This is a genomic window from Klebsiella sp. KTE92, assembly GCF_000398905.1.
In the GTDB taxonomy this organism is placed as follows: domain Bacteria; phylum Pseudomonadota; class Gammaproteobacteria; order Enterobacterales; family Enterobacteriaceae; genus Klebsiella; species Klebsiella variicola.
This window is the reverse complement of the sequence record NZ_KB976100.1, coordinates 3,052,460-3,071,815: the sequence shown is the minus strand read 5'-3', so window position 1 is coordinate 3,071,815 and position 19,356 is coordinate 3,052,460. Positions and strand designations below refer to the sequence as shown.

Sequence of the window (19,356 nt, the reverse complement as noted above, 5' to 3'; positions counted from 1 at the left end):
ACCGAGCGGGCTGGCGCCAGGCCAGCCCGCTGAGCATTCTGGGTGTATTGACGAAGCTTTTAATCATCCGCGCAAACATTGACTGGGCTCATATATCCCGCGATAACCCCTTTGTTAATCTCAGGGTGCCGATGAGGACTTCTCCAGGAAAATAACGTTGGAAATCTTTTTTTAACCCACTGAAAAATAGCGATTAACTATTTTTTATACGCCAAAAATCATGGTCCGTTAATAACGGACTCGGTTTCGTATGGGTTAAAAAAGGTACGTTATGACAGTTACATGGACGGTCACGCCCGTGGGGTATCAGCACATTGCCAAACGCTGCCCCGCCTGCAATGTAAAACGCGACTTCGCGCCTTCCGGCGCCATCCGGGTGAATTCGCAAAAGAAGCTGCTGGATATCTGGAGCATCTATAAATGCACGCGCTGCGATTACACCTGGAATATCGCCCTGTTTTCCAGGCTGCACGTCAGCAAGATAAACCGTAAACTGCTTCAGCGTCTGATGCAGAACGATGCAGCTATGGTTCACTATTATGCCGCTGACCTCGCGACGCTGAAGCGCAACCGCGCCGAGCCGTCGGGGCAACCTGATTTTCGTATTCACGAGCAATGGTCGGTAACGCTGATGGCATGTCAGCGGATAACGGTGCGCGTCAGCGTCAGTCAGCCATTTCGCATCAGCCTGCTATCAATACTGAAAAAACAGCTCAAGCTGAGTACGGCTGAAATCCGGTGGTTGGTCGCGACAGGGCATATCGAGGGTATTCCACTAAAACAGCTCAAGACGAAAAAGCTGAAGGCGATGGAATATCATTTTCAGCTGGCGGCGGAAACGCTGTATGCGCGACGCCGAATTGTGCTTAAGCGGCACCGTAGCTAACCCGACGGCTCAGAAAATCCGCCGTGCTTGAGCTGCTGGCTATTCCATTTTCGGTGAAATAAGGACGGCGAAGTTGGCCGTCCTGACTCCCTTACCTCCGCCTGAAAAAGTCACCTCCGCTGCAGCCATTCAATCTGCAGACGCATAATAAACAAACGCCAGCTTATTGCCGTCGGGATCGCGGACGTAGGCGCTGTGAAAACCGTCGCCATACTGCGGCCGGTGACCGGGAGCGCCTTCGTCATGTCCGCCGAGTTGCAGGGCGAGGGCATGCAGTTCCGCAATATGTGCGATGGAGCGGGCATTGAGCGCCACCATCGTTCCATTGCCCACCCCGGCAGGCTGCTGGTCAAAGGGAGTGCCCACGCACAGGCCGCAGGTGTGGTTGCCATTGAAGGTGCCCCAGGACGCTCCCTGTTCGTTACGGCCGGCTTTGACGTGTCCCAGCAGCGCCATTAACGGGTCATAGAACTTGATGGCGCGTGGCAGGTCATTGGTTCCCAGCATAATGTATGAAAACATGATGTCCTCCTGGAGCAGGTTTGATGGCGTAAAACCTCAGCCTGGTTGCTGGCGAGCGGGCTGGCGCCAGGCCAGCCCGTCAGGACTACCGTGCGGACTCCGTCGCCTCGTCCATCTCCTCTTCCTGCTCACTGGCAAGCAGGGTTTTCTCGTTTTTGCATAGACATTGAATCAACAGGAACAGCACGCCGCTGGCCACCAGGGTGACGATCAGGCCATCGTAGCCGGTGATGCCGATCAGCATGCCGCTGACTACCGGCCCGGCGACGCTGCCGGCGGACCAGAAAAAGCCGAACAGGGCGTTAATCATAATCAGCTTCTGCCCATTGAAGGTTTTCCCCGCCCGCACCAGCGACAGGGTATAAAGCGCGCCCGCGGCGGCGCCCAGCAGCAGGCAAATGGCCATCAGCTGAATGCGCGAGCCGAGCATCAGCGGCAGGGCCAGCAGCGACAGGCTGAAGACTACCGCGCAGGACAGATGCACGCGGCGAATGCCGACCCGGTCAGCCAGCCAGCCGAGCGGGGTCTGGAACATCGCATCCCCGGTGAGCACCACGGTGACCAGCAGCACCGCCATCCCTTCATTCAGCCCTTTGTCCATGCCGTACAGCGGCAGCAGGGCAAGGATGCTGGCGTCAAAGAAGGCGAAGCAGAAGACCCCGGAGGCAAGTACCGGCAGGAAAGCGCCGAGGCTGCGCCAGCTGGCGCGCTCCCCAAGGCTTTCGCGGGTGCCAGTGGGCAGATGGCGCAGCATCAGCAGGCAGACGGCGGTGACCGCGACGATCGCCATCAGCGCCGAGGCCTGCCAGGCGGGGCCGACGGAGATCAGTAACGGCCCGGCCAGCTGGCAGCCGGTAAAGGCCGAGGCGTAGATGCCGGTGAGGGTGGCGCGCTGGCTGCCCGCCGCGCCGCCGGTGATCCAGCTTTCGCCCAGCACGATAATGACCCCGGAGGCCAGGCCGGTCAGCAGGCGCGGCAGCAAAAGCAGCGTCATATCGGTGGTCATGCATGAGGCGATGGTCGCCAGCGCCAGCAGGATCAGACTGCCGCTCAGCAGCACGCCCATTTCAACGCGCCGGCACAGCGCAGGAGAGAGGAAAGAGGAGATCATCATGCCGGCGGGCGGCAGGGCGGCCAGCAGGCCGACGTACAGCGGCGCGATCTGCTGCTGCGCCAGCTCAAGACTGATTAACGGCACCGTATAGCCGGTGATAAATCCCACGAGCGACGCGGCCATGATCATCGCCAGCGTGGGGGCAAGACGATTCTGGTCTGGGTTAAACATTTTATTTCCGATGAAGGAGAGGTCAGTAGTGGATCCTTCGGCAAATTGCCGTCCTGAGTTGCATAATAATTAATCGCCTGGCCGTTGTCACCGTTGAAATCACTACCAAAAAAGGACCGCCGGGCGGCGACAGGGCTGTACGCCGCGCCGCCGCCGCATTTCGTGACGTTGTCAGCGTGTTAACGACAGGATATAACGGAGGGAGCGGCAGCGACCCGACGTCGGTGAGCGACGGGGAAAAAACGCGACGCATGACCGATTATTCAGCATTACGCTATGCAGGAAAGGAGTAATACATGGCCGTATCGCCGTCACTGATCGCCGAAGCCGTTGGCTGGCGACGTGAATTTCACGCCGCGCCTGAGCTCGGATATCAGGAGCAGGAGACCTCGCGCCGCGTTGCGGAGCTGCTGGCCTCGTTTGGGCTGCAGGTACACCGCGGGCTGGCCGGCACCGGCGTCGTGGCGACGCTGGAAAACGGTCCCGGGCCGGTCATCGGCCTGCGCGCCGATATGGACGCCCTGCCGATCACCGAGCTGGGGAGCGTCAGCTATCGCTCGCGCCGTCCCGGGGTGATGCACGCCTGCGGCCACGATGGACACACCGCGATGCTGCTGGCGGCGGCCGCCCATCTGGCGCAGACCCGCCAGTTCAGCGGCACCGTCCACTTTGTCTTCCAGCCGGCGGAAGAGAACCTCGGCGGCGCGCGCAAAATGGTGGAAGAGGGGTTGTTCGAGCGCTTCCCGATGGACGCCATCTACGCGCTGCATAACTGGCCGGGGATCCCCCTTGGTGAAGTGGCGCTCAGCGATGGCGCGATGATGGCCTCGCTGGACGCCTTCGAGATCACCCTGCGCGGAAAGAGCTGTCATGCGGCGATGCCGGAGAGCGGGGCCGATCCGATCGTCGCGGCGGCGCAGCTGATTATGGCGCTGCAGACCATTCCTTCCCGCCGCCTGTCGCCGCAGGATTCCGCGGTGGTCAGTATCACCCAGATAAACGGCGGCGAGGCGATCAACGTCCTGCCGGACACCGTGGTGCTGCGCGGTACCTTCCGCTGCCTGAGCAATCGCGTTCGCGCCCGCGTGCGTGAGCTTATCGAAAGCTATGTGGCGACCCAGCCGCAGGTGTCCGATGTGCAGGGTGAGATTAGCTGGTTCCCGGGCTATCCGGTGACCAAAAACCATGCGCAGCAGGCGCAGCAGGTGCGCGAGGTGGCCGTCGCCACCCTCGGCGCGGAAGCCGTGCGCTGGAACCAGGCGCCGTCGATGGCCTCCGAAGATTTTGCCTGCATGCTGGAGGCCTGTCCGGGAGCCTATTTCTGGATAGGCACCGACGGCGAAACCCCGTCGAAGCCGCTACATAACGCCAGCTATGACTTTAACGATGCGCTGATTAGTCCCGGGGTGGCCATGTGGGTGGCGCTGGTGGAGGAACAGCTGCCAGCGGCGTAACCCACCGGCAGCGGCAGAGGGAGCGCGGCGCGCTCCCTGAGGTCAGACGTCGGCGGCGGCTTTCAGTCGCGCCTTCATATCGCTGTAGGCCGTCCAGGCGTAGCGCTCCGCCCATTGCTGGTCGGCTATCGCTTCCACTTTCACCGCACAGTATTTGGTTTCCGGTGTTTTGGAGATCGGATCGAGGTTATCCTGGGTCAGCTCATTGCAGGCGCCGACCCACCACTGATAGGTCATATAGACCGCCCCCGGATTGATGCGATCGCTGAGGTCGGCGCGGGTGATCACCTTCCCGCGTCGGGAGCTGACCCACACCAGCTGTTTGTCAGCGATCCCCAGTCGTTGCGCATCCAACGGATTCATCTGCACCCGTCCCGGCTCGTCGGCCAGCGACTGCAGCGCGGCACAGTTGCCGGTCATTGAGCGGCAGGAGTAATGCCCGACTTCCCGCACGGTGCAGAGCACCAGCGGCCACTCGTCATCCGGGCGCTCCGCCGGCGCGCGCCAGGCGGTGGCGAACAGCTGTCCTTTACCCGATGGGGTGTCGAAGCGGTTGTCTTTATACAGCCACGGCGTGCCGGGGTGGTCGAGGGTCGGGCACGGCCACTGGACATGGCCCATATCGCCCATTTTCTCCCAGGTCACGCCGTAGAACAGCGGGCAGAGTTCGCGCATCTCGTCCCAGATCTGCTGGTTGTTCTCATAGTGCATCGGATAACCCATTTCGCTGGCCAGCAGGCTAATGATCTCCCAGTCGCGCTTCACATTCCCCGCCGGAGGGATCGCCTGTTCAAACCGCTGGAACCCGCGGTCGGCGCAGGTGAATACGCCGCCGTGCTCGCCCCAGGAGGTGGCCGGCAGCAGGACATCGGCAATTTCCGCCGTTTTGGTCATGAAGATGTCCTGCACCACCACAAAGTCCAGCGCCTCGATGCCTTTGCGCACCAGGCCGAGGTCGGCTTCGGTCTGCAGCGGATCTTCACCCATGATGTAGTAGGCTTTGATCTCGCCGGTCAGCGCTTTATGCGGCACCTCGGTGATGCGGGTGCCGACCTGGTCATCCATCAGCGCCGGGTCGACACCCCAGGCGGCGGCGAATTTCTCCCGCACGGCGGGGTCGGTGACCTCCTGATAACCCGGGAACAGGTTCGGCAGCACGCCCATATCGCAGGCGCCCTGCACGTTGTTTTGCCCGCGGACCGGCCCCACGCCGACGTTCGCCCGCCCCAGGTTACCGGTGAGCAGCGCCAGGCTTGCCAGAGCGCGCACCACGTCCACCGCCTGGCCAAACTGGGTGACGCCCATACCCCACATAATAGTGGCGGAAGGGGCCGAGGCGAAGATGCGCATCGCCTCACGGATCGCCTGCGCGCTGACCCCGACAATCGCTTCCACCGCTTCCGGGGCATAATCCTTCACCGCTTCGCGGTAAGCATCCAGCCCTTCGGTATAGCGTTCGACATAGGCTTTGTTGTACAGCTCCTCCTCCAGCAGTACATAGCCGAAGGCATTCACCAGCGCCATGTTGCTGCCGTTGTTGAGCTGCAGATGACGGTCGGCAATGCGCGCGGTTTCAATGCGCCGCGGATCGCAGACGATGATTTTGGCGCCGTTTTCCCGGGCTTTGATCACCCGGCGGGCGACGATCGGATGGGAGTCGGCGCAGTTGTAGCCAAAGACCAACAGGCATTTCGAGTTTTCGATGTCGCTGATCGAGTTGCTCATCGCCCCATTGCCCAGCGCCTGCTGCAGCCCGGCGACAGAGGGGCCGTGGCAGACGCGGGCGCAGCAGTCGACGTTATTGGTGTTGAGCACCGCGCGGGCGAACTTTTGCATCACATAGTTGGTTTCGTTGCCGGTGCCGCGCGAGGAGCCGGTGGTCATGATGGCGCGCGGGCCATGCTTCTCTTTGATCTCCCTGAGCTTGCTGGCGGTATAGCGAATCGCCTCCTGCCAGCTGACCGGCGTGAAGGCGCCGCCTTTCTGGTAGCGGATCATCGGTTGTTTGAGACGGGGCGTCAGGAGCTGCGTGTCGTTAAGAAAATCCCAGCCGTAGTAGCCTTTCAGGCACAGCTGGTTCTGGTTGGTGACGCCGTCGGCGGCTTCCGCGCGAATGATTTTATTGTTGTCGACAACCAGTTTAAGTTTGCAACCCGCCCCGCAGTAGGGGCACACGCTCGTGATTTTTTTCATCAGTAACAGACCTGTTAACAGTGAACAGAGGATCGCTGTCGCGCCGGGCCCGACGGGCAACGATCGCGGTAACGCCTGGTCGTGATGCAGACGCAGGCCTGCTGCGCTATGCAGGTCTTGTGCCAGAATTTAATTTGTTGATTTACATGTGAAAATTAAAATGGTGTGATGACGGGAACGTGACCTCGTCACTAATGACGATGACGATGACGCAGAGCGCCGACGTCAGACGCTCTGCGGGGGTAAACGCGGCTAGGCGAGAGGGCGGCAGCGGTCGAAGTGCGATTCGCTCAGGCCGACGTCGCGCGCGGCGGCGCAGATAGCCTGCCAGCTGCCGGCATCCAGCGGGATCCCCTGCGCCAGCCGCGCTTCGCGGTTGGCGGCCTCCCATTCGCCGGGCGCCAGCACCGGGGCATCGGCATCGTGCGGCGACTGCTTGCACCATGCGATAAAGGCCTCCGTCTGCGCCTGGCTGTCCGGGGCATCGAACGCGTCCGGGCGCAGGATCACCGTGGTCATGCAGTTAAAGATGGCGTCGACGCTGGTCTGCAGGCTCTCCTGATGGGTGGTTTGCCCCCCGGAGAGCGCGCCGCCGAGCACTTCGCACAGCGTCGCCAGGGCATAGCCTTTGTGCTGGGCGAAGGTGAGCAGGGCGCCCAGCGGCGAGGTCTGCATCACCGCCGGGTCGGTGGTGGGTCGGCCCGCGGCGTCGATCAGGCAGCCAGGGGCCACGGCTTCGCCTTTATGCCAGGCGACGCGGGTTTTACCAAAGGCGATGGCGCTGGTGGCGTAGTCCAGCAGCAGCGGCGGATGGCCCGCGCGGGGAAACACCACGCACAGCGGGTTAGTGCCGAAGCGGCTGTCCTTCCCGCGGAACGGGGCGACCATCGGGTCGCCAATCACGCTGACGAAGTGGATGGAGATCAGCCCGGCGGCGGCGCACTGCTCGGCCCAGTAGCCGATGCGCCCGACGTGATGCGCATTGCGCAGGGCGATTGCCGCCATACCATGCTGCTTCGCCTTTTCAATGCCTAACTGCATCGCTTCGTGGGCGACCACCTGGCCGAAGCCGGCGTTGCCGTCGAGGGTGACCACGGCGCCGGCGTCTTTGGTCACCGTGGCGTGGCGGTTGAGCTGCAGAAAACCACCGGCGTGGGATTTCACGTAGCTTGGGATCATCCCGACGCCGTGGGAGTCATGCCCGGCAAGATTGGCGGCGATCAGATGGTCTGCGACGAGGGTGGCTTCCCCTGAGGTACTGCCGAGATGGGTAAACAGTGAGACGACAAACTGATGCAGATCCGTCGCCAGAAAGCGGTGTCCTGTAGGCACTGATTCTCTCCTGTAGTCTGTTGTTATTTTGTTATGTTTGCCGTTTTATGCTGCGCCGCCAGGCGCAGAAGGTCAAGGGCGGCATCTCCCGGCGGAATGTCACTGCGTCTGTGTCTGCGTCAGGCGACAGGCGATAAAAAACGGGGCCGGGATCGCGTTTTAATTAACGCCATAAACACCACATTTTTAAATTCTGCCAGTGTCACAAAAGCCAGAAAAAAGCCATCCCCGGCGTTGCAAGGGGAGCTGATACCACTATATGTTAAATTTGTGTTTATTAATTGATGATTAAAGGTTGGTATCATGTATAAGAAAATAAGTGGTTTAGTGGTTTCACTGACGGCCGTTTTCGCCTGTGCCGCCTGGGCGGAGGTGCCTGCGGGCTATCCTGCGGATTATCAAAAAACGGTGGATGCCGCCGTAAAAGAGGGCAAGGTGGTTATTTATTCCACCACCGATACCAAAGCGGCCGGGCCGTTAATTAAAGGATTTGAAGCGCAATATCCGGGCGTAAAAGTCGAATATAACGACATGAACAGCACCGAGCTGTATAACCGTTATATCAGCGAGCAGGCCGCCGGGGGCGGCAGCGGGGACGTGGTGTGGAGCTCGTCGATGGATACCGCGCTGAAATTAGCTACCGAATACGCCGAACAATATGCCTCGCCGGAGGTGAAGCAATTACCCGACTGGGCGGTCTGGCAGCAGAAAGCCTATGGCACCACCTACGAGCCGGTGGTGTTTATCTATAACAAAAGGCTGATCCCGCAGAATGAGGTTCCGGATTCGCATACCGCGCTGGCAAAACTGATCGCCAGCCAGGCCGATAAATTTAAAGGCAAAGTCACCACCTACGACATCGAAAAATCAGGCCTCGGCTTTATGCTGGCGGTGCAGGACAGCCAGGCCGACGCGAACTATTTTACCGACCTGGCGAATATCGCCAAAGGCGGCCTGACGGTGCAGTCTTCCACCGGCACGATGATGGAGCGCGTCTCCTCTGGCGAAAACCTGATCGGCTATAACATTCTTGGCTCCTATGCCGAAGCGCGGGCGAAAAACGATCCCTCTTTAGGCATTGCCTATCCGAAAGATTACGTGCTGGTGCTCTCCCGCGTCTCGTTTATTAGCCAGGAGAGCGAACATCCCAATGCGGCAAAATTGTGGCTCGACTATGTCTTGTCGGAAAAAGGCCAGCAGATCCTCGCCAGCCAGGCGGATATTCCCTCTATTCGTCGCGATATTGAAGGTAAAAATGATATCGATGGTATGACCGCGCTGTTGGGCAAAGCGTTAAAACCGATCCCGGTCAACGAAACGCTGCTCGATTATTTACAGCCGCAAAAACGTCTGCAGTTTATTAAACAATGGCGCAGCGCCGCCGCGAAATAATCCTCCTTCGGGGCATCGCCGATGCCCCTTATTCACACCCGGCGGGTTTTTTCTCCTGGCCAAAGGGATGAACCATGAATGTATTACGCAGAAAGTGGCAGGGGCTGCCGCGCGGCGTGGTGGTGTGCATCACGGTGCTGGTGATTTATGTCCCACTGTTATTTATTGTGGTGCAGAGTTTTCTCTCCGCGCCATTCTTTTCCCGCTCCAAATCGTGGAGTCTGGAAGCGTTCGCCTTTATTTTTACCGACCCGGATTTTTATCTGGCGTTAAGGTCAGGTTTTATTCTGGCCTTTGGCCTGGTGATTATCGCCATTCCACTGGGCGGTATTTTGGCGTTTCTGATGGTGCGCACCGATTTACCCGGCCGGCGGATCATTGAGCCGCTGATCCTGGTGCCGATCTTCGTCTCGCCGATGGTGCTGGGCTTTGGCTACGTGGTGGCCGCCGGGCCGGTAGGCTTCTTTTCCCAGTGGGCGCAGCAGCTGATCGGCTTTGTGCCGTGGAATATCTACTCGATGTTCAGCATTGTGGTCATCGCCGGCTTAACCCACGTGCCGCACGCCTATCTCTATATCTCCTCGGCGCTGCGCAGCGTCGGCTCGGACGTGGAAGAGGCGGCGCGCACCGTCGGCGCCACGCCGCTGCAGGTGATGACCTCGGTGAGTCTGCCGATGGTGCGGCCATCCATTCTTTACGCCTGCGTGCTGCTCTTTTTCCTCGGTCTGGAAGTCTTCGGTCTGATGCTGGTGCTGGGCGACCCCGAGGGCAACATGGTGCTGGCGACCTATCTCTATAAGCTGACCAATAAGCTCGGCACCCCCTCCTACCATCTGATGGCGGCGGTGGCGGTGGTGCTGATCTGCATTACCATCCCGCTGGTGATGCTCCAGCGGCGACTGATGCGCACCGCCAACCGCTTTGTCACCATGAAGGGCAAGGCGTCGCAGGCGCGGGCGCTGCCGCTGGGCAAATGGCGCTGGGTGGCCGGGGCGGTGGTGGTGGCCTGGCTGACGGTGACCATCGGCGTGCCGCTGCTCGGCGTGGCGCTGCGCGCCTTTATCTCCAACTGGGGCGTCGGGGTGTCGCTGTTGGATGAGCTGTCGCTGGCGACGTTCCACAATATCTGGCAGCAGCCCAACCTGCTGCGGGCGATCGTCAACTCGATGGCTATCGGCATCGTCGGCGGCGCGCTGGCGGTGATCTGCTATCTGTTTGTCGGCATCGCCATGCACCGCAAAGCGGACAACGTCACCCGCTTTCTCGACTACAGCGTGCTGGTCCCGCGTGCGGTGCCGGGGCTGCTGGCCGGGCTGGCCTTCCTGTGGGTGTTCCTGTTTGTGCCGATGTGGCTCGATCAGTCGCTGAAGCACGGCTGGCTCTCGGCGCTGCCGGTGGCCGACTGGCTGCGGGAGCACCTTATCGTGCAACTGCGTGCCCTGCGCAACACCATCTTCAGCGTCTGGCTGGCCTACACCGTGGTATGGATGGCTTACGGCCTGCGGCTCATCTCTTCGACGCTGCTGCAGGTGGGCCCGGAGCTGGAGGAGGCGGCGCGCAGCACCGGCGCTTCCCGGGGGCAGATCACCCGCCACGTGACCGTCCCGCTGTCGCGCTATGGGCTGATTGGCTCCTGGCTGCTGATGTTCCTTATCTTTGAGCGTGAGTATTCCACCGGCGTCTATCTGCTGTCGCCGGGTACCGAAACCATCGGCTCGATGCTGGTGTCGCTGTGGGCGGCGGGGGCCATCGATATCGTCGCGGCGCTCTCCTTTATCAATATTCTGCTGGTGGTGATTGGCCTTGGTATCGCCCTGCGCTTTGGAGTGAAATTACATGATTGAGTTATCGGTAGAAAATCTGCATCTCACCTATGGCGACAACCCGGTGCTGAAGGGGGTGTCCATGACGCTTGGCCGGGGAGAGGTGGTGTCGCTGCTGGGGCCGTCGGGAAGCGGCAAAACCACGCTACTGCGGGCGGTGGCCGGGCTGGAAAAACCGACGAGCGGACGGATCGCCATCGGCAACCGCACGGTGTACGACGGCACGCCGCGCAGCGAGATCCCGGCCGAAGAGCGTAACCTGGGCCTGGTCTTTCAGTCCTATGCCCTGTGGCCGCACAAAACGGTGTTCGACAACGTGGCCTATCCGCTGAAGCTGCGTAAAGTGGCTGCGGGGGAGATAAAAGAGCGGGTGCAGCGCGTACTGGATCAACTGGGGCTGGGGCACCTCGGCAACCGCCATCCGCACCAGCTCTCCGGTGGCCAGCAGCAGCGGGTGGCCATCGGCCGGGCGCTGGTCTACAACCCGCCGGTGATCCTGCTGGATGAACCGCTCTCCAACCTTGACGCCAAACTGCGCGAAGAGGCGCGGGTGTTTCTGCGCGAGCTGATCATCAAGCTGGGCCTGTCGGCGCTGATGGTCACCCACGATCAGAATGAAGCAATGGCCATCTCCGATCGTATTCTGCTGCTGAACAATGGCGTCATTGAGCAGCAGGGGACGCCGCAGGAGATGTACGGCAGCCCGGCGACGCTGTTCGCCGCCGAGTTTATGGGCAGCAATAACCGTCTGCACGGTAAGGTGACGGCGCTGGAAAACGGTCGTGCGAGGGTTGAAGGCGCCAGCTGGACGCTGTGGGGTCGAGCGGGCGAGGGGGTCAGCGTTGGCCAGCCGGCGACGGCGGTGATCCGCGTCGAGCGCCTGCGTCTCGACGGCGCAGCGCAGGATAATAGCCTCCAGCTCCCGCTGCTGACCAGCATGTACCTCGGCGACCGCTGGGAGTACCTGTTCCGTACCGAAGGCGACGACTTTCCGCTGCGCGCCTACGGAACGGCGCTGCGCGATGCCGAACACTGCCATCTGACGCTCCCGGCGGAGGATGTGTGGATTTTTCCGCAGCGGTAACTACGCGAAGCCACGGAAGGCAAGCATCAGTACGTCGCGCTACGTTCAGGGTATGACAAAAGCGTTTTGCGCCTGGCTGCGAGGCGGGCAGGCCAGTAGGGTATATCGGTCCTGGTCAGCAGCAAGTCGACGGTGGTGATATGGGGACATACTTTTTCGTTTGATAAATGTTGATGCTGATGCGGGAACCCTGCGGAGTGCAATTATCGTAAATCTGGCGTTTTAATACGCCGCTAAACACAATATGCTGGTGTCTTCCCCACATGCGTGGGGGTGTTTCCTGCAGCGGGACATCATTTAGCGTGATGACATCGTCTTCCCCACATGCGTGGGGGTGTTTCTGTTAAGCATGGTTTTGTCAGAGTATATGGACTGTCTTCCCCACGTGTGTGGGGGTGTGTCTAAAAAAGAAAAACTCTCCGGTTCCCTGTTCGGGTCTTCACCACACGTGTGGGGCCTGTTTTCGTTTGATAAGGAAATTAAAATGAAAAGAGCCGAATTAGACGTTGTGGTTTTAGGTGAGGATTTACCGAATGAAGGGCTGGTAAAAGGAACGCTTGGTACGATTGTGATGGTTTTTAATACGCCAACAACTGGTTATCTGGTCGAGTTTTGCGACGAGAAAGGAAAAACAATCGCAATGCCAGTTTTATTCCCCGCCCAGCTAAAGCGCTATTTCACGATTGGTAACCTGAAGTCGCTGATGGTGGAAGGTAATTATCCCGTAGCCGACCCTGTAGACCCAGATGTCATGGCAGATTTAATGCACAAAGTCGCGCCTGTTGAATGGGAGGACAAGAAAAGAAGGGTCTATGAGGATATTCAACGACTATTGATTAGTCGGCCGGACTACGCGGATATGTTCAATATTATGGATGGGGGTGAGTACAATGGCATGACATTGTACAGCCTGGTGCAGGCAGAGAACGGTGAACCTGCATGGTCGAATATCTTTGTTCGAAACTTTGATACGCGTATTAACGACATCTATGTCGATCCGAACCTCAATGACAAAGTAGTGATTGGTGAAGAGGGCATGTCCGTGATTGTCTACAGCTTCACAGATGACCGTTTCGAAATCCGCGATAAAGTCTCCTCGGATTATGTCATTGAGTCACATACCCACTTCACTGGACTGTTGTCCGCCCTTATTGAGCCGGTCAGCTGAATCCGAGACATCCATACCTTCAGTGTTTCCCACGGACGTGGGAATTTTTTTCCGCTCGGCTTACCCCGCCAGATGGCACACGGCTTCAATATTATGCCCGTCTGGCGCAATCACAAAGGCGGCGTAGTAACTGGCGTGGTAGTTTGGCCGTAACCCCGGCGCGCCGTTGTCCTTTCCTCCGGCGGCCAGCGCCGCCTGCCAGAAGGCATCGACCTGCTCGCGGCTGTCGGCGCGAAAGGCAATGTGCAGCGGCGCTGGTTTTTCCGCACTTTGATAGAGGCATAGAGAAACATCGCCGCTGCCGGCCAGCTCTGCGCCGTAGGTCGGCTCGCCTTCGCCAACCAGCGTTACGCCAAGCGGGGCCAGGGCCTGTAAAAAGAACGTTTTGCTGGCGGCATAGTCGCTAGCGCCGAATTTCACATGATCGAACATATCTTCTCTTCTCCTGTGGATGGGGATCGCCAGCTGAACGCGTTAGCCGGGAAATAGATGCAAAATAGTTAACAACGGTTATTAACTTTTTTAACAGCTCAAAATGTTTAATTATTCCTAATACGAGTATTTACAGACGTTTAATCTGCCATGTACCATAAACAAAAAATAACATTTGTGATACAAGTCACTCTTTTATGGCGCATGGGTAAGCTCAGCGCGGTGTGAATGCCGCTGGTTTACCGCCTCAAGGTTATGGCAGCACCCTTCTCACGATGACATTCCGGTGAATTTCTCTCCGATTTCCCGCGTTTCGTTGAGAATCGTCTACTATCCAAACGATAACCCTATAAATGATATCGCCTCTGGCGATGTTTTATCCGACTTGCCGGGCCGGGCCAGACGCTAAGCGGTTTGAAAGCGCAATGGTATCGGTTCCAGCACGACATTCACTGGGTTTGTCTGCGACAAAAACAGTAATTTTCAATGACAGGAATGTGATGATGTCGAGCGAGAAAACCAACAATTCCAGGCGTGATTTCCTGGTGAAATCGATGGCGCTGATCCCGACGGTGGTGATCGGCGGCGCGGGAGCAGGGGCCATTGGCGTGGCCACCAGCGCGACCGCGCAGGCGGCCCCCGCGTCTGAGCCTGCTTCCGGGAACACGGCGGCGGCCAGCGACTGGAAGCCGCAGTTCTTCAACGATCGTGAGTGGGCGTTTATCAACGCCGCCGTCGCTCGCTTAATCCCGGCGGATGAACTCGGTCCCGGCGCCAAAGAGGCCGGCGTCCCGGAGTTTATCGACCGCCAGCTCAATACCCCCTACGCCACCGGCTCCATCTGGTATATGCAGGGGCCCTTTAACCCCGACGTGCCGAAAGAGATGGGTTATCAGCTGCCGCTGGTGCCTAAACAGATCTATAACCTCGGGATCGCTGATGCCGAGGCGTGGTGCCAGGACAAATATCATAAAACCTTCGCTGAACTGAGCAGCGAGCAGCAGGACGAGGCGCTCGGCCTGTGGGAATCCGGCAAAGCCGAGTTCAAACAGCTGCCGGCCTCGCTGTTCTTCACCTATCTGCTACAGAACACCCGCGAAGGGTTCTTCAGCGACCCGATCCATGGCGGCAATAAAGGCATGGTCGGCTGGACGCTGATTAATTTTCCCGGCGCGCGCGCCGACTTTATGGACTGGGTTGAACGGGGCGAACGCTACCCCTTCCCGCCGGTATCAATTAATGGGGAGAGGGCGTAATTATGGCCACCGTATTGAAAAAAACCGATGTCGCGATCGTCGGCTTCGGCTGGGTTGGGGCAATCATGGCCAAAGAGCTGACCGAAGCCGGGCTCAACGTCGTCGCGCTGGAGCGCGGCCCGATGCGCGACACCTGGCCGGATGGCGCCTATCCGCAGGTGATTGATGAGCTGACCTACAACATCCGCCGCAAGCTGTTCCAGGATCTGTCGAAAAGCACTGTCACCATCCGGCATAACACCAGCCAGCAGGCGGTGCCGTATCGCCAGCTGGCGGCCTTCCTGCCGGGTACCGGCGTGGGCGGCGCCGGGCTGCACTGGTCCGGCGTGCATTTCCGCGTCGATCCCATCGAACTGCGGATGCGCAGCCACTATGAAGAACGCTACGGCAAAAACTTCATTCCCCAGGATATGATCATCCAGGATTTCGGTGTCACCTACGACGAGCTGGAACCGTTCTTCGATAAAGCGGAAAAAGTGTTCGGCACCTCTGGGACCGCCTGGTCGATCAAAGGCAAGGTGGTCGGCAAAGGCCGCGGCGGCAACGCCTTCGCCCCGGACCGCTCAGACGACTTCCCGCTGCCGGCGCAGAAAAACACCTGGTCGGCGCAGCTGTTTGAAAAAGCGGCGCTGGAAGTGGGGTATCACCCCTATAACCTGCCGTCGGCCAACACTTCCGACTCCTATACCAACCCCTACGGCGCGCAGATGGGCCCGTGCAACTTCTGCGGTTTCTGCAGCGGCTACGCCTGCTACATGTACTCCAAAGCCTCGCCGAACGTGAACATCCTGCCGGCGCTGCGCCAGGAAAAACGCTTTGAGCTGCGGACCAACGCCAACGTGCTGAAGGTCAACCTGACCGACGACAAATCCCGCGCCACCGGCGTGACCTACGTCGACGGCCAGGGGCGCGAAATGGAACAGCCGGCGGACCTGGTGATTATCGGCGCCTTCCAGTTCCACAACGTGCACCTGATGCTGCTCTCCGGGATCGGCAAACCGTACAATCCGGAGACCGGCGAAGGGGTGGTGGGGCGTAACTTCGCCTACCAGAACATGACCACCATCAAGGCCATTTTCGACAAAGACACCTATACCAACCCGTTTATCGGCGCGGGCGGCAACGGCGTCGGGGTCGACGACTTCAACGCCGACAACTTCGACCACGGCGCGGCGGGCTTTGTGGGCGGTTCGCCATTCTGGGTCAACCAGGCCGGGACCAAGCCCATCTCCGGTTTCCCGGTACCGCCGGGCACCCCGGCGTGGGGCAGCAAGTGGAAAGCGGCGGTTGCCGATACCTACACCCATCACCTGTCGATGGATGCCCACGGCGCGCACCAGTCCTATCGGCAGAACTACCTCGATCTTGATCCGAACTACAAAAACGTCTTCGGCCAGCCGCTGCTGCGCATGACCTTCGACTGGCAGGAAAACGACATCAAGATGGCGCAGTTTATGTTCGATAAGATGGCGCCGATCGCCAAAGCGATGAAGCCGAAATATATCCTCGGCAGCCCGAAAAACGCCAACAGCCACTTTGATACCACCACCTACCAGACCACCCATATGAACGGCGGGGCGGTAATGGGGGAAGATCCGAAAACCAGCGCCGTGAACCGTTATCTGCAAAGCTGGGACGTGCATAACGTCTTCGTCATCGGCGCCTCCGCGTTCCCGCAGGGGCTGGGCTACAACCCAACCGGCACGGTGGCCGCGCTGGCCTACTGGTCAGCGAAGGCGATCCGCGAGCAGTATCTGAAAAATCCGGGACCCCTGGTGCAGGCATAAAGGAAGGCAGATGATGAAAATGCAATGGTTATCGGCCCTGGTGCTTGGGGCATTGAGCTGCGCGGCTTTTGCCGAAGAGGCGCCTGCGGACAGCAATCTGATTAAGCAGGGGGAGTATCTGGCGCGGGCGGGGGACTGTGTCGCCTGCCACACCAACGGCAAAACGGGGAAACCTTTCGCCGGAGGTCTGCCGATGGAGACGCCGATCGGCACCATCTACTCCACCAATATCACGCCGGATAAAGAACACGGCATCGGCGGGTACACCTTCGAAGAGTTCGACGACGCGGTGCGCAAGGGCGTGCGGAAAGACGGTTCCACGCTCTATCCGGCGATGCCGTATCCCTCGTTCGCGCGGATCAGTGAAGCGGACATGCGCGCCATGTACGCCTACTTTATGCATGGCGTGGAACCGGTGAATGCCGCCAACAAGGACACCGACATCCCGTGGCCGCTGTCGATGCGCTGGCCGCTGGCGTTCTGGCGCGGTATCTTCGCCCCGACGCCGAGCGACTTTGTCGCCAACCCGCAGGTTGACCCGGTGCTGGAGCGCGGCCGCTATCTGGTGGAAGGCCTGGGCCACTGCGGTGCCTGCCATACCCCGCGCAGTCTGACGATGCAGGAAAAAGCGCTCAGCGAAAGCGAAGGCGATGATTACCTGGCGGGCAGCAATGCGCCGATTGACGGCTGGGTCGCCTCCAGCCTGCGCGGCGAAAACCGCGACGGTCTGGGGACCTGGAGCGAGGCTGAGCTGGCCGAGTTCCTGAAAACCGGACGCAACGATAAATCGGTGGTCTTCGGCGGCATGAGCGATGTGGTGGAGCACAGTCTGCAGTATCTTTCTGATGACGACATCACCGCCATCGCCCGCTATCTGAAGTCGCTCCCGCCGCGCGGCGGCAAACAGACCCCAGCCCCGGTGGAAGACAGCGTGGCGAAAGATCTGTGGAAGGGTAACGACAGTAAAACCGGCGCCGCGCTGTACGTTGATAACTGCGCCGCCTGCCACCGCACCGACGGCGCGGGCTATAAACGCGCCTTCCCGTCGCTGAAGGGCAACCCGGTGGTACAGACCGAAGATGCCACTTCGCTTATCCATATCGTTCTGACCGGGAGCACCACGCCGGCGGTGAAAGATGCGGTCTCCAACCTGACCATGCCGTCGTTCGGCTGGCGTCTGGACGACCAGCAGGTGGCGGATGTGGTCAACTTCATCCGCACCAGTTGGGGCAACAATGCGCCGGCGGTCAGCGCCAGCGATGTGGCGAAGGTGCGTAAGGAGACCGCAGCGCACGATGAGAAGGCGTTAGGCAACGCCGATATCTCGAAGCTGCCGGGGGCCGGACAGTAATCGTCAGGGTTGCGTCGCCCGCGCGGCGCAACCCATACTTAGCCACGACGTAAAATACTGTCTGAATCAAGGAGTTTGCCTTCATGCTGCATGCAGAGCGACTGACCTGCATCGTTGACGATCGACCGCTATTTGCGGCGCTGACGCTGTCCCTCGCTGCCGGCGAGCTGCTGCAGGTCGCCGGTGATAACGGCGCGGGGAAAACCTCGCTGCTGCGGATCCTTTGCGGCCTGGCGCGCCCGGAAAGCGGGGTGGTGAGCTGGCAGGGGCAGCCGCTGGCGAAGGTCCGGGAGTCATTTCATCGTCAGTTGCTGTGGCTGGGCCATAAACCCGGCGTCAACGCGGCGCTGACCGCCGATGAAAACCTGCGTTTCTTCTTTCCGGCCAGCCGCCTTCAGCAGCGGGAAAGCGCCCTCGCCGCCGTCGGCCTGGCGGGCTATGAAGACCTCCCCTTGAGCCAGCTCTCCGCCGGGCAGCAGCGCCGGGTGGCGCTGACCCGCCTGTGGTTAACCGACGCGCCGCTGTGGATCCTCGATGAGCCGTTCACCGCGCTCGACGCCACGGCGATGGAAACCCTGACCTGCCGCCTGGAGCAGCACGCCCGGCAGGGGGGAAGCGCGATCCTCACGACTCATCAGCCGCTGCGGCCGCTGCGCTGTCCGTTGCGCACCCTGCGCCTCGGCGGCGACGCGGGAGGCGGGCAATGATGCGAGCGCTGTTGGCCCGGGAACTGCGCCTGGCGTGGCGCAGCGGGGCGGAGATCCTCAATCCGCTCTGGTTCTTTCTGATCGTCATTACCCTGTTTCCGTTCGGCGTCGGCGCCGCGCCACAGCTGCTGGCGCAGATTGCGCCGGGCGTGGTGTGGGTCGCCGCGCTGCTGGCGGCGCTGCTGGTGATGGATCGGTTGTTTCGCGACGACTGGCAGGACGGTTCCCTGGAGCAACTGATGCTCCTGCCGACGCCGCTGGTGGCGGTTGTGCTGGTGAAGGTGGTTGCCCACTGGATGATGAGCGGCCTGCCGCTGCTGATCGTCTCGCCGCTGGCGGCGCTGCTGCTGGGGATGAGTCTGCACGATGCCGGCGTGCTGGCGCTGACCTTGCTGCTCGGCACCCCGACGCTCAGTTTTCTCGGCGCGGTGGGGGTTGGCCTGACGGTCGGCCTGAAGCGCGGCGGCGTCCTGCTGAGCCTGCTGGTGCTGCCGCTGGCGGTGCCGCTGCTGATTTTCGCCACCGCGGCCTGCCAGGCGGCGGCCGCTGGGCTCCCGGTCAGCGGCTATCTGGCGATGCTGGCGGCGTTCTTAACCGCCAGCGCCACCCTGTGCCCGTTCGCCACCGCCGCCGCGCTGCGGCTGACCGTGCAATAATTCGCTGCGCCTGCGGGCGCGGCCATCA

General features: G+C 60.4%; 16 protein-coding genes. 11 read left to right on the top strand and 5 right to left on the bottom strand.

All coding sequences use genetic code 11. From position 1 onward, the window contains the following. Positions 1-298: 298 nt before the first annotated feature. Positions 299-886 carry a DUF1062 domain-containing protein gene (locus A1WC_RS10870; RefSeq protein WP_162550374.1) on the top strand — a complete coding sequence of 196 codons (588 nt, stop codon included), beginning with the start codon at positions 299-301 and terminating at the stop codon, positions 884-886. Between the two features lie 129 nt (positions 887-1,015). On the opposite strand, the gene A1WC_RS10875 is transcribed toward A1WC_RS10870, so the two are convergent. Further along, positions 1,016-1,408 (bottom strand): VOC family protein, encoded by a 393-nt coding sequence (locus A1WC_RS10875; protein ID WP_016161262.1) that lies wholly within the window; start codon positions 1,406-1,408, stop codon positions 1,016-1,018. A gap of 85 nt (positions 1,409-1,493) precedes the next feature. After that, positions 1,494-2,693, bottom strand: coding sequence for an MFS transporter (locus A1WC_RS10880; protein WP_012541437.1), 1,200 nt, complete (start codon positions 2,691-2,693; stop codon positions 1,494-1,496). Positions 2,694-2,989: 296 nt separating this feature from the next. On the opposite strand from A1WC_RS10880, the gene A1WC_RS10885 reads away from it, so the two are divergent. Next, complete coding sequence (locus A1WC_RS10885; protein ID WP_016161261.1) at positions 2,990-4,147, top strand: M20 aminoacylase family protein; 1,158 nt, start codon at positions 2,990-2,992, stop codon at positions 4,145-4,147. A 42-nt stretch (positions 4,148-4,189) separates the two neighbouring features. Here the strand turns inward: A1WC_RS10885 and fdhF are convergent, their stop codons facing one another. After that, entirely contained in the window at positions 4,190-6,340 is a 2,151-nt protein-coding gene (gene fdhF / locus A1WC_RS10890) for a formate dehydrogenase subunit alpha (protein WP_016161260.1), read from the bottom strand. 252 nt (positions 6,341-6,592) lie between these two features. Then, entirely contained in the window at positions 6,593-7,672 is a 1,080-nt protein-coding gene (locus A1WC_RS10895; RefSeq protein WP_012967958.1) for a malate/lactate/ureidoglycolate dehydrogenase, read from the bottom strand. Between the two features lie 303 nt (positions 7,673-7,975). Here A1WC_RS10895 and A1WC_RS10900 point away from each other — a divergent pair, with 303 nt between their 5' ends. The 4 genes from A1WC_RS10900 (at position 7,976) to A1WC_RS10915 (ending at position 13,139) form a co-directional block, all read left to right on the top strand. Further along, entirely contained in the window at positions 7,976-9,064 is a 1,089-nt protein-coding gene (locus tag A1WC_RS10900) for an ABC transporter substrate-binding protein (protein ID WP_004203017.1), read from the top strand. A 74-nt stretch (positions 9,065-9,138) separates the two neighbouring features. After that, complete coding sequence (locus A1WC_RS10905) at positions 9,139-10,908, top strand: ABC transporter permease (RefSeq protein ID WP_016161259.1); 1,770 nt, start codon at positions 9,139-9,141, stop codon at positions 10,906-10,908. Next, positions 10,901-11,971, top strand: a complete 1,071-nt coding sequence (locus A1WC_RS10910) for an ABC transporter ATP-binding protein (RefSeq protein WP_008804521.1) — start codon at positions 10,901-10,903, stop codon at positions 11,969-11,971. Before A1WC_RS10905 ends, A1WC_RS10910 begins: the two co-directional genes overlap by 8 nt. A gap of 484 nt (positions 11,972-12,455) precedes the next feature. Next, positions 12,456-13,139 (top strand): YrhA family protein, encoded by a 684-nt coding sequence (locus A1WC_RS10915; protein WP_012967960.1) that lies wholly within the window; start codon positions 12,456-12,458, stop codon positions 13,137-13,139. A gap of 60 nt (positions 13,140-13,199) precedes the next feature. On the opposite strand, the gene A1WC_RS10920 is transcribed toward A1WC_RS10915, so the two are convergent. Continuing rightward, entirely contained in the window at positions 13,200-13,571 is a 372-nt protein-coding gene (locus A1WC_RS10920) for a VOC family protein (RefSeq protein ID WP_016161258.1), read from the bottom strand. Between the two features lie 500 nt (positions 13,572-14,071). Between A1WC_RS10920 and A1WC_RS10925 the strand changes: the two genes are divergently transcribed. The 5 genes from A1WC_RS10925 (at position 14,072) to ccmB (ending at position 19,328) form a co-directional block, all read left to right on the top strand. Next, positions 14,072-14,827 (top strand): gluconate 2-dehydrogenase subunit 3 family protein, encoded by a 756-nt coding sequence (locus A1WC_RS10925; RefSeq protein WP_004175724.1) that lies wholly within the window; start codon positions 14,072-14,074, stop codon positions 14,825-14,827. Between the two features lie 2 nt (positions 14,828-14,829). After that, on the top strand, positions 14,830-16,614 hold the full coding sequence (locus A1WC_RS10930) for a GMC family oxidoreductase (RefSeq protein ID WP_002908285.1): 1,785 nt from the start codon (positions 14,830-14,832) through the stop codon (positions 16,612-16,614). Between the two features lie 10 nt (positions 16,615-16,624). Beyond that, positions 16,625-17,965 (top strand): c-type cytochrome, encoded by a 1,341-nt coding sequence (locus tag A1WC_RS10935; protein ID WP_016161257.1) that lies wholly within the window; start codon positions 16,625-16,627, stop codon positions 17,963-17,965. An 83-nt stretch (positions 17,966-18,048) separates the two neighbouring features. Then, the gene (gene ccmA / locus A1WC_RS10940) at positions 18,049-18,672 is read left to right on the top strand and encodes a cytochrome c biogenesis heme-transporting ATPase CcmA (protein ID WP_016161256.1); all 624 of its coding nucleotides are present in this window, start codon (positions 18,049-18,051) and stop codon (positions 18,670-18,672) included. Then, positions 18,669-19,328 carry a heme exporter protein CcmB gene (gene ccmB / locus A1WC_RS10945; protein ID WP_012967964.1) on the top strand — a complete coding sequence of 220 codons (660 nt, stop codon included), beginning with the start codon at positions 18,669-18,671 and terminating at the stop codon, positions 19,326-19,328. Before ccmA ends, ccmB begins: the two co-directional genes overlap by 4 nt. Positions 19,329-19,356: the final 28 nt, after the last annotated feature.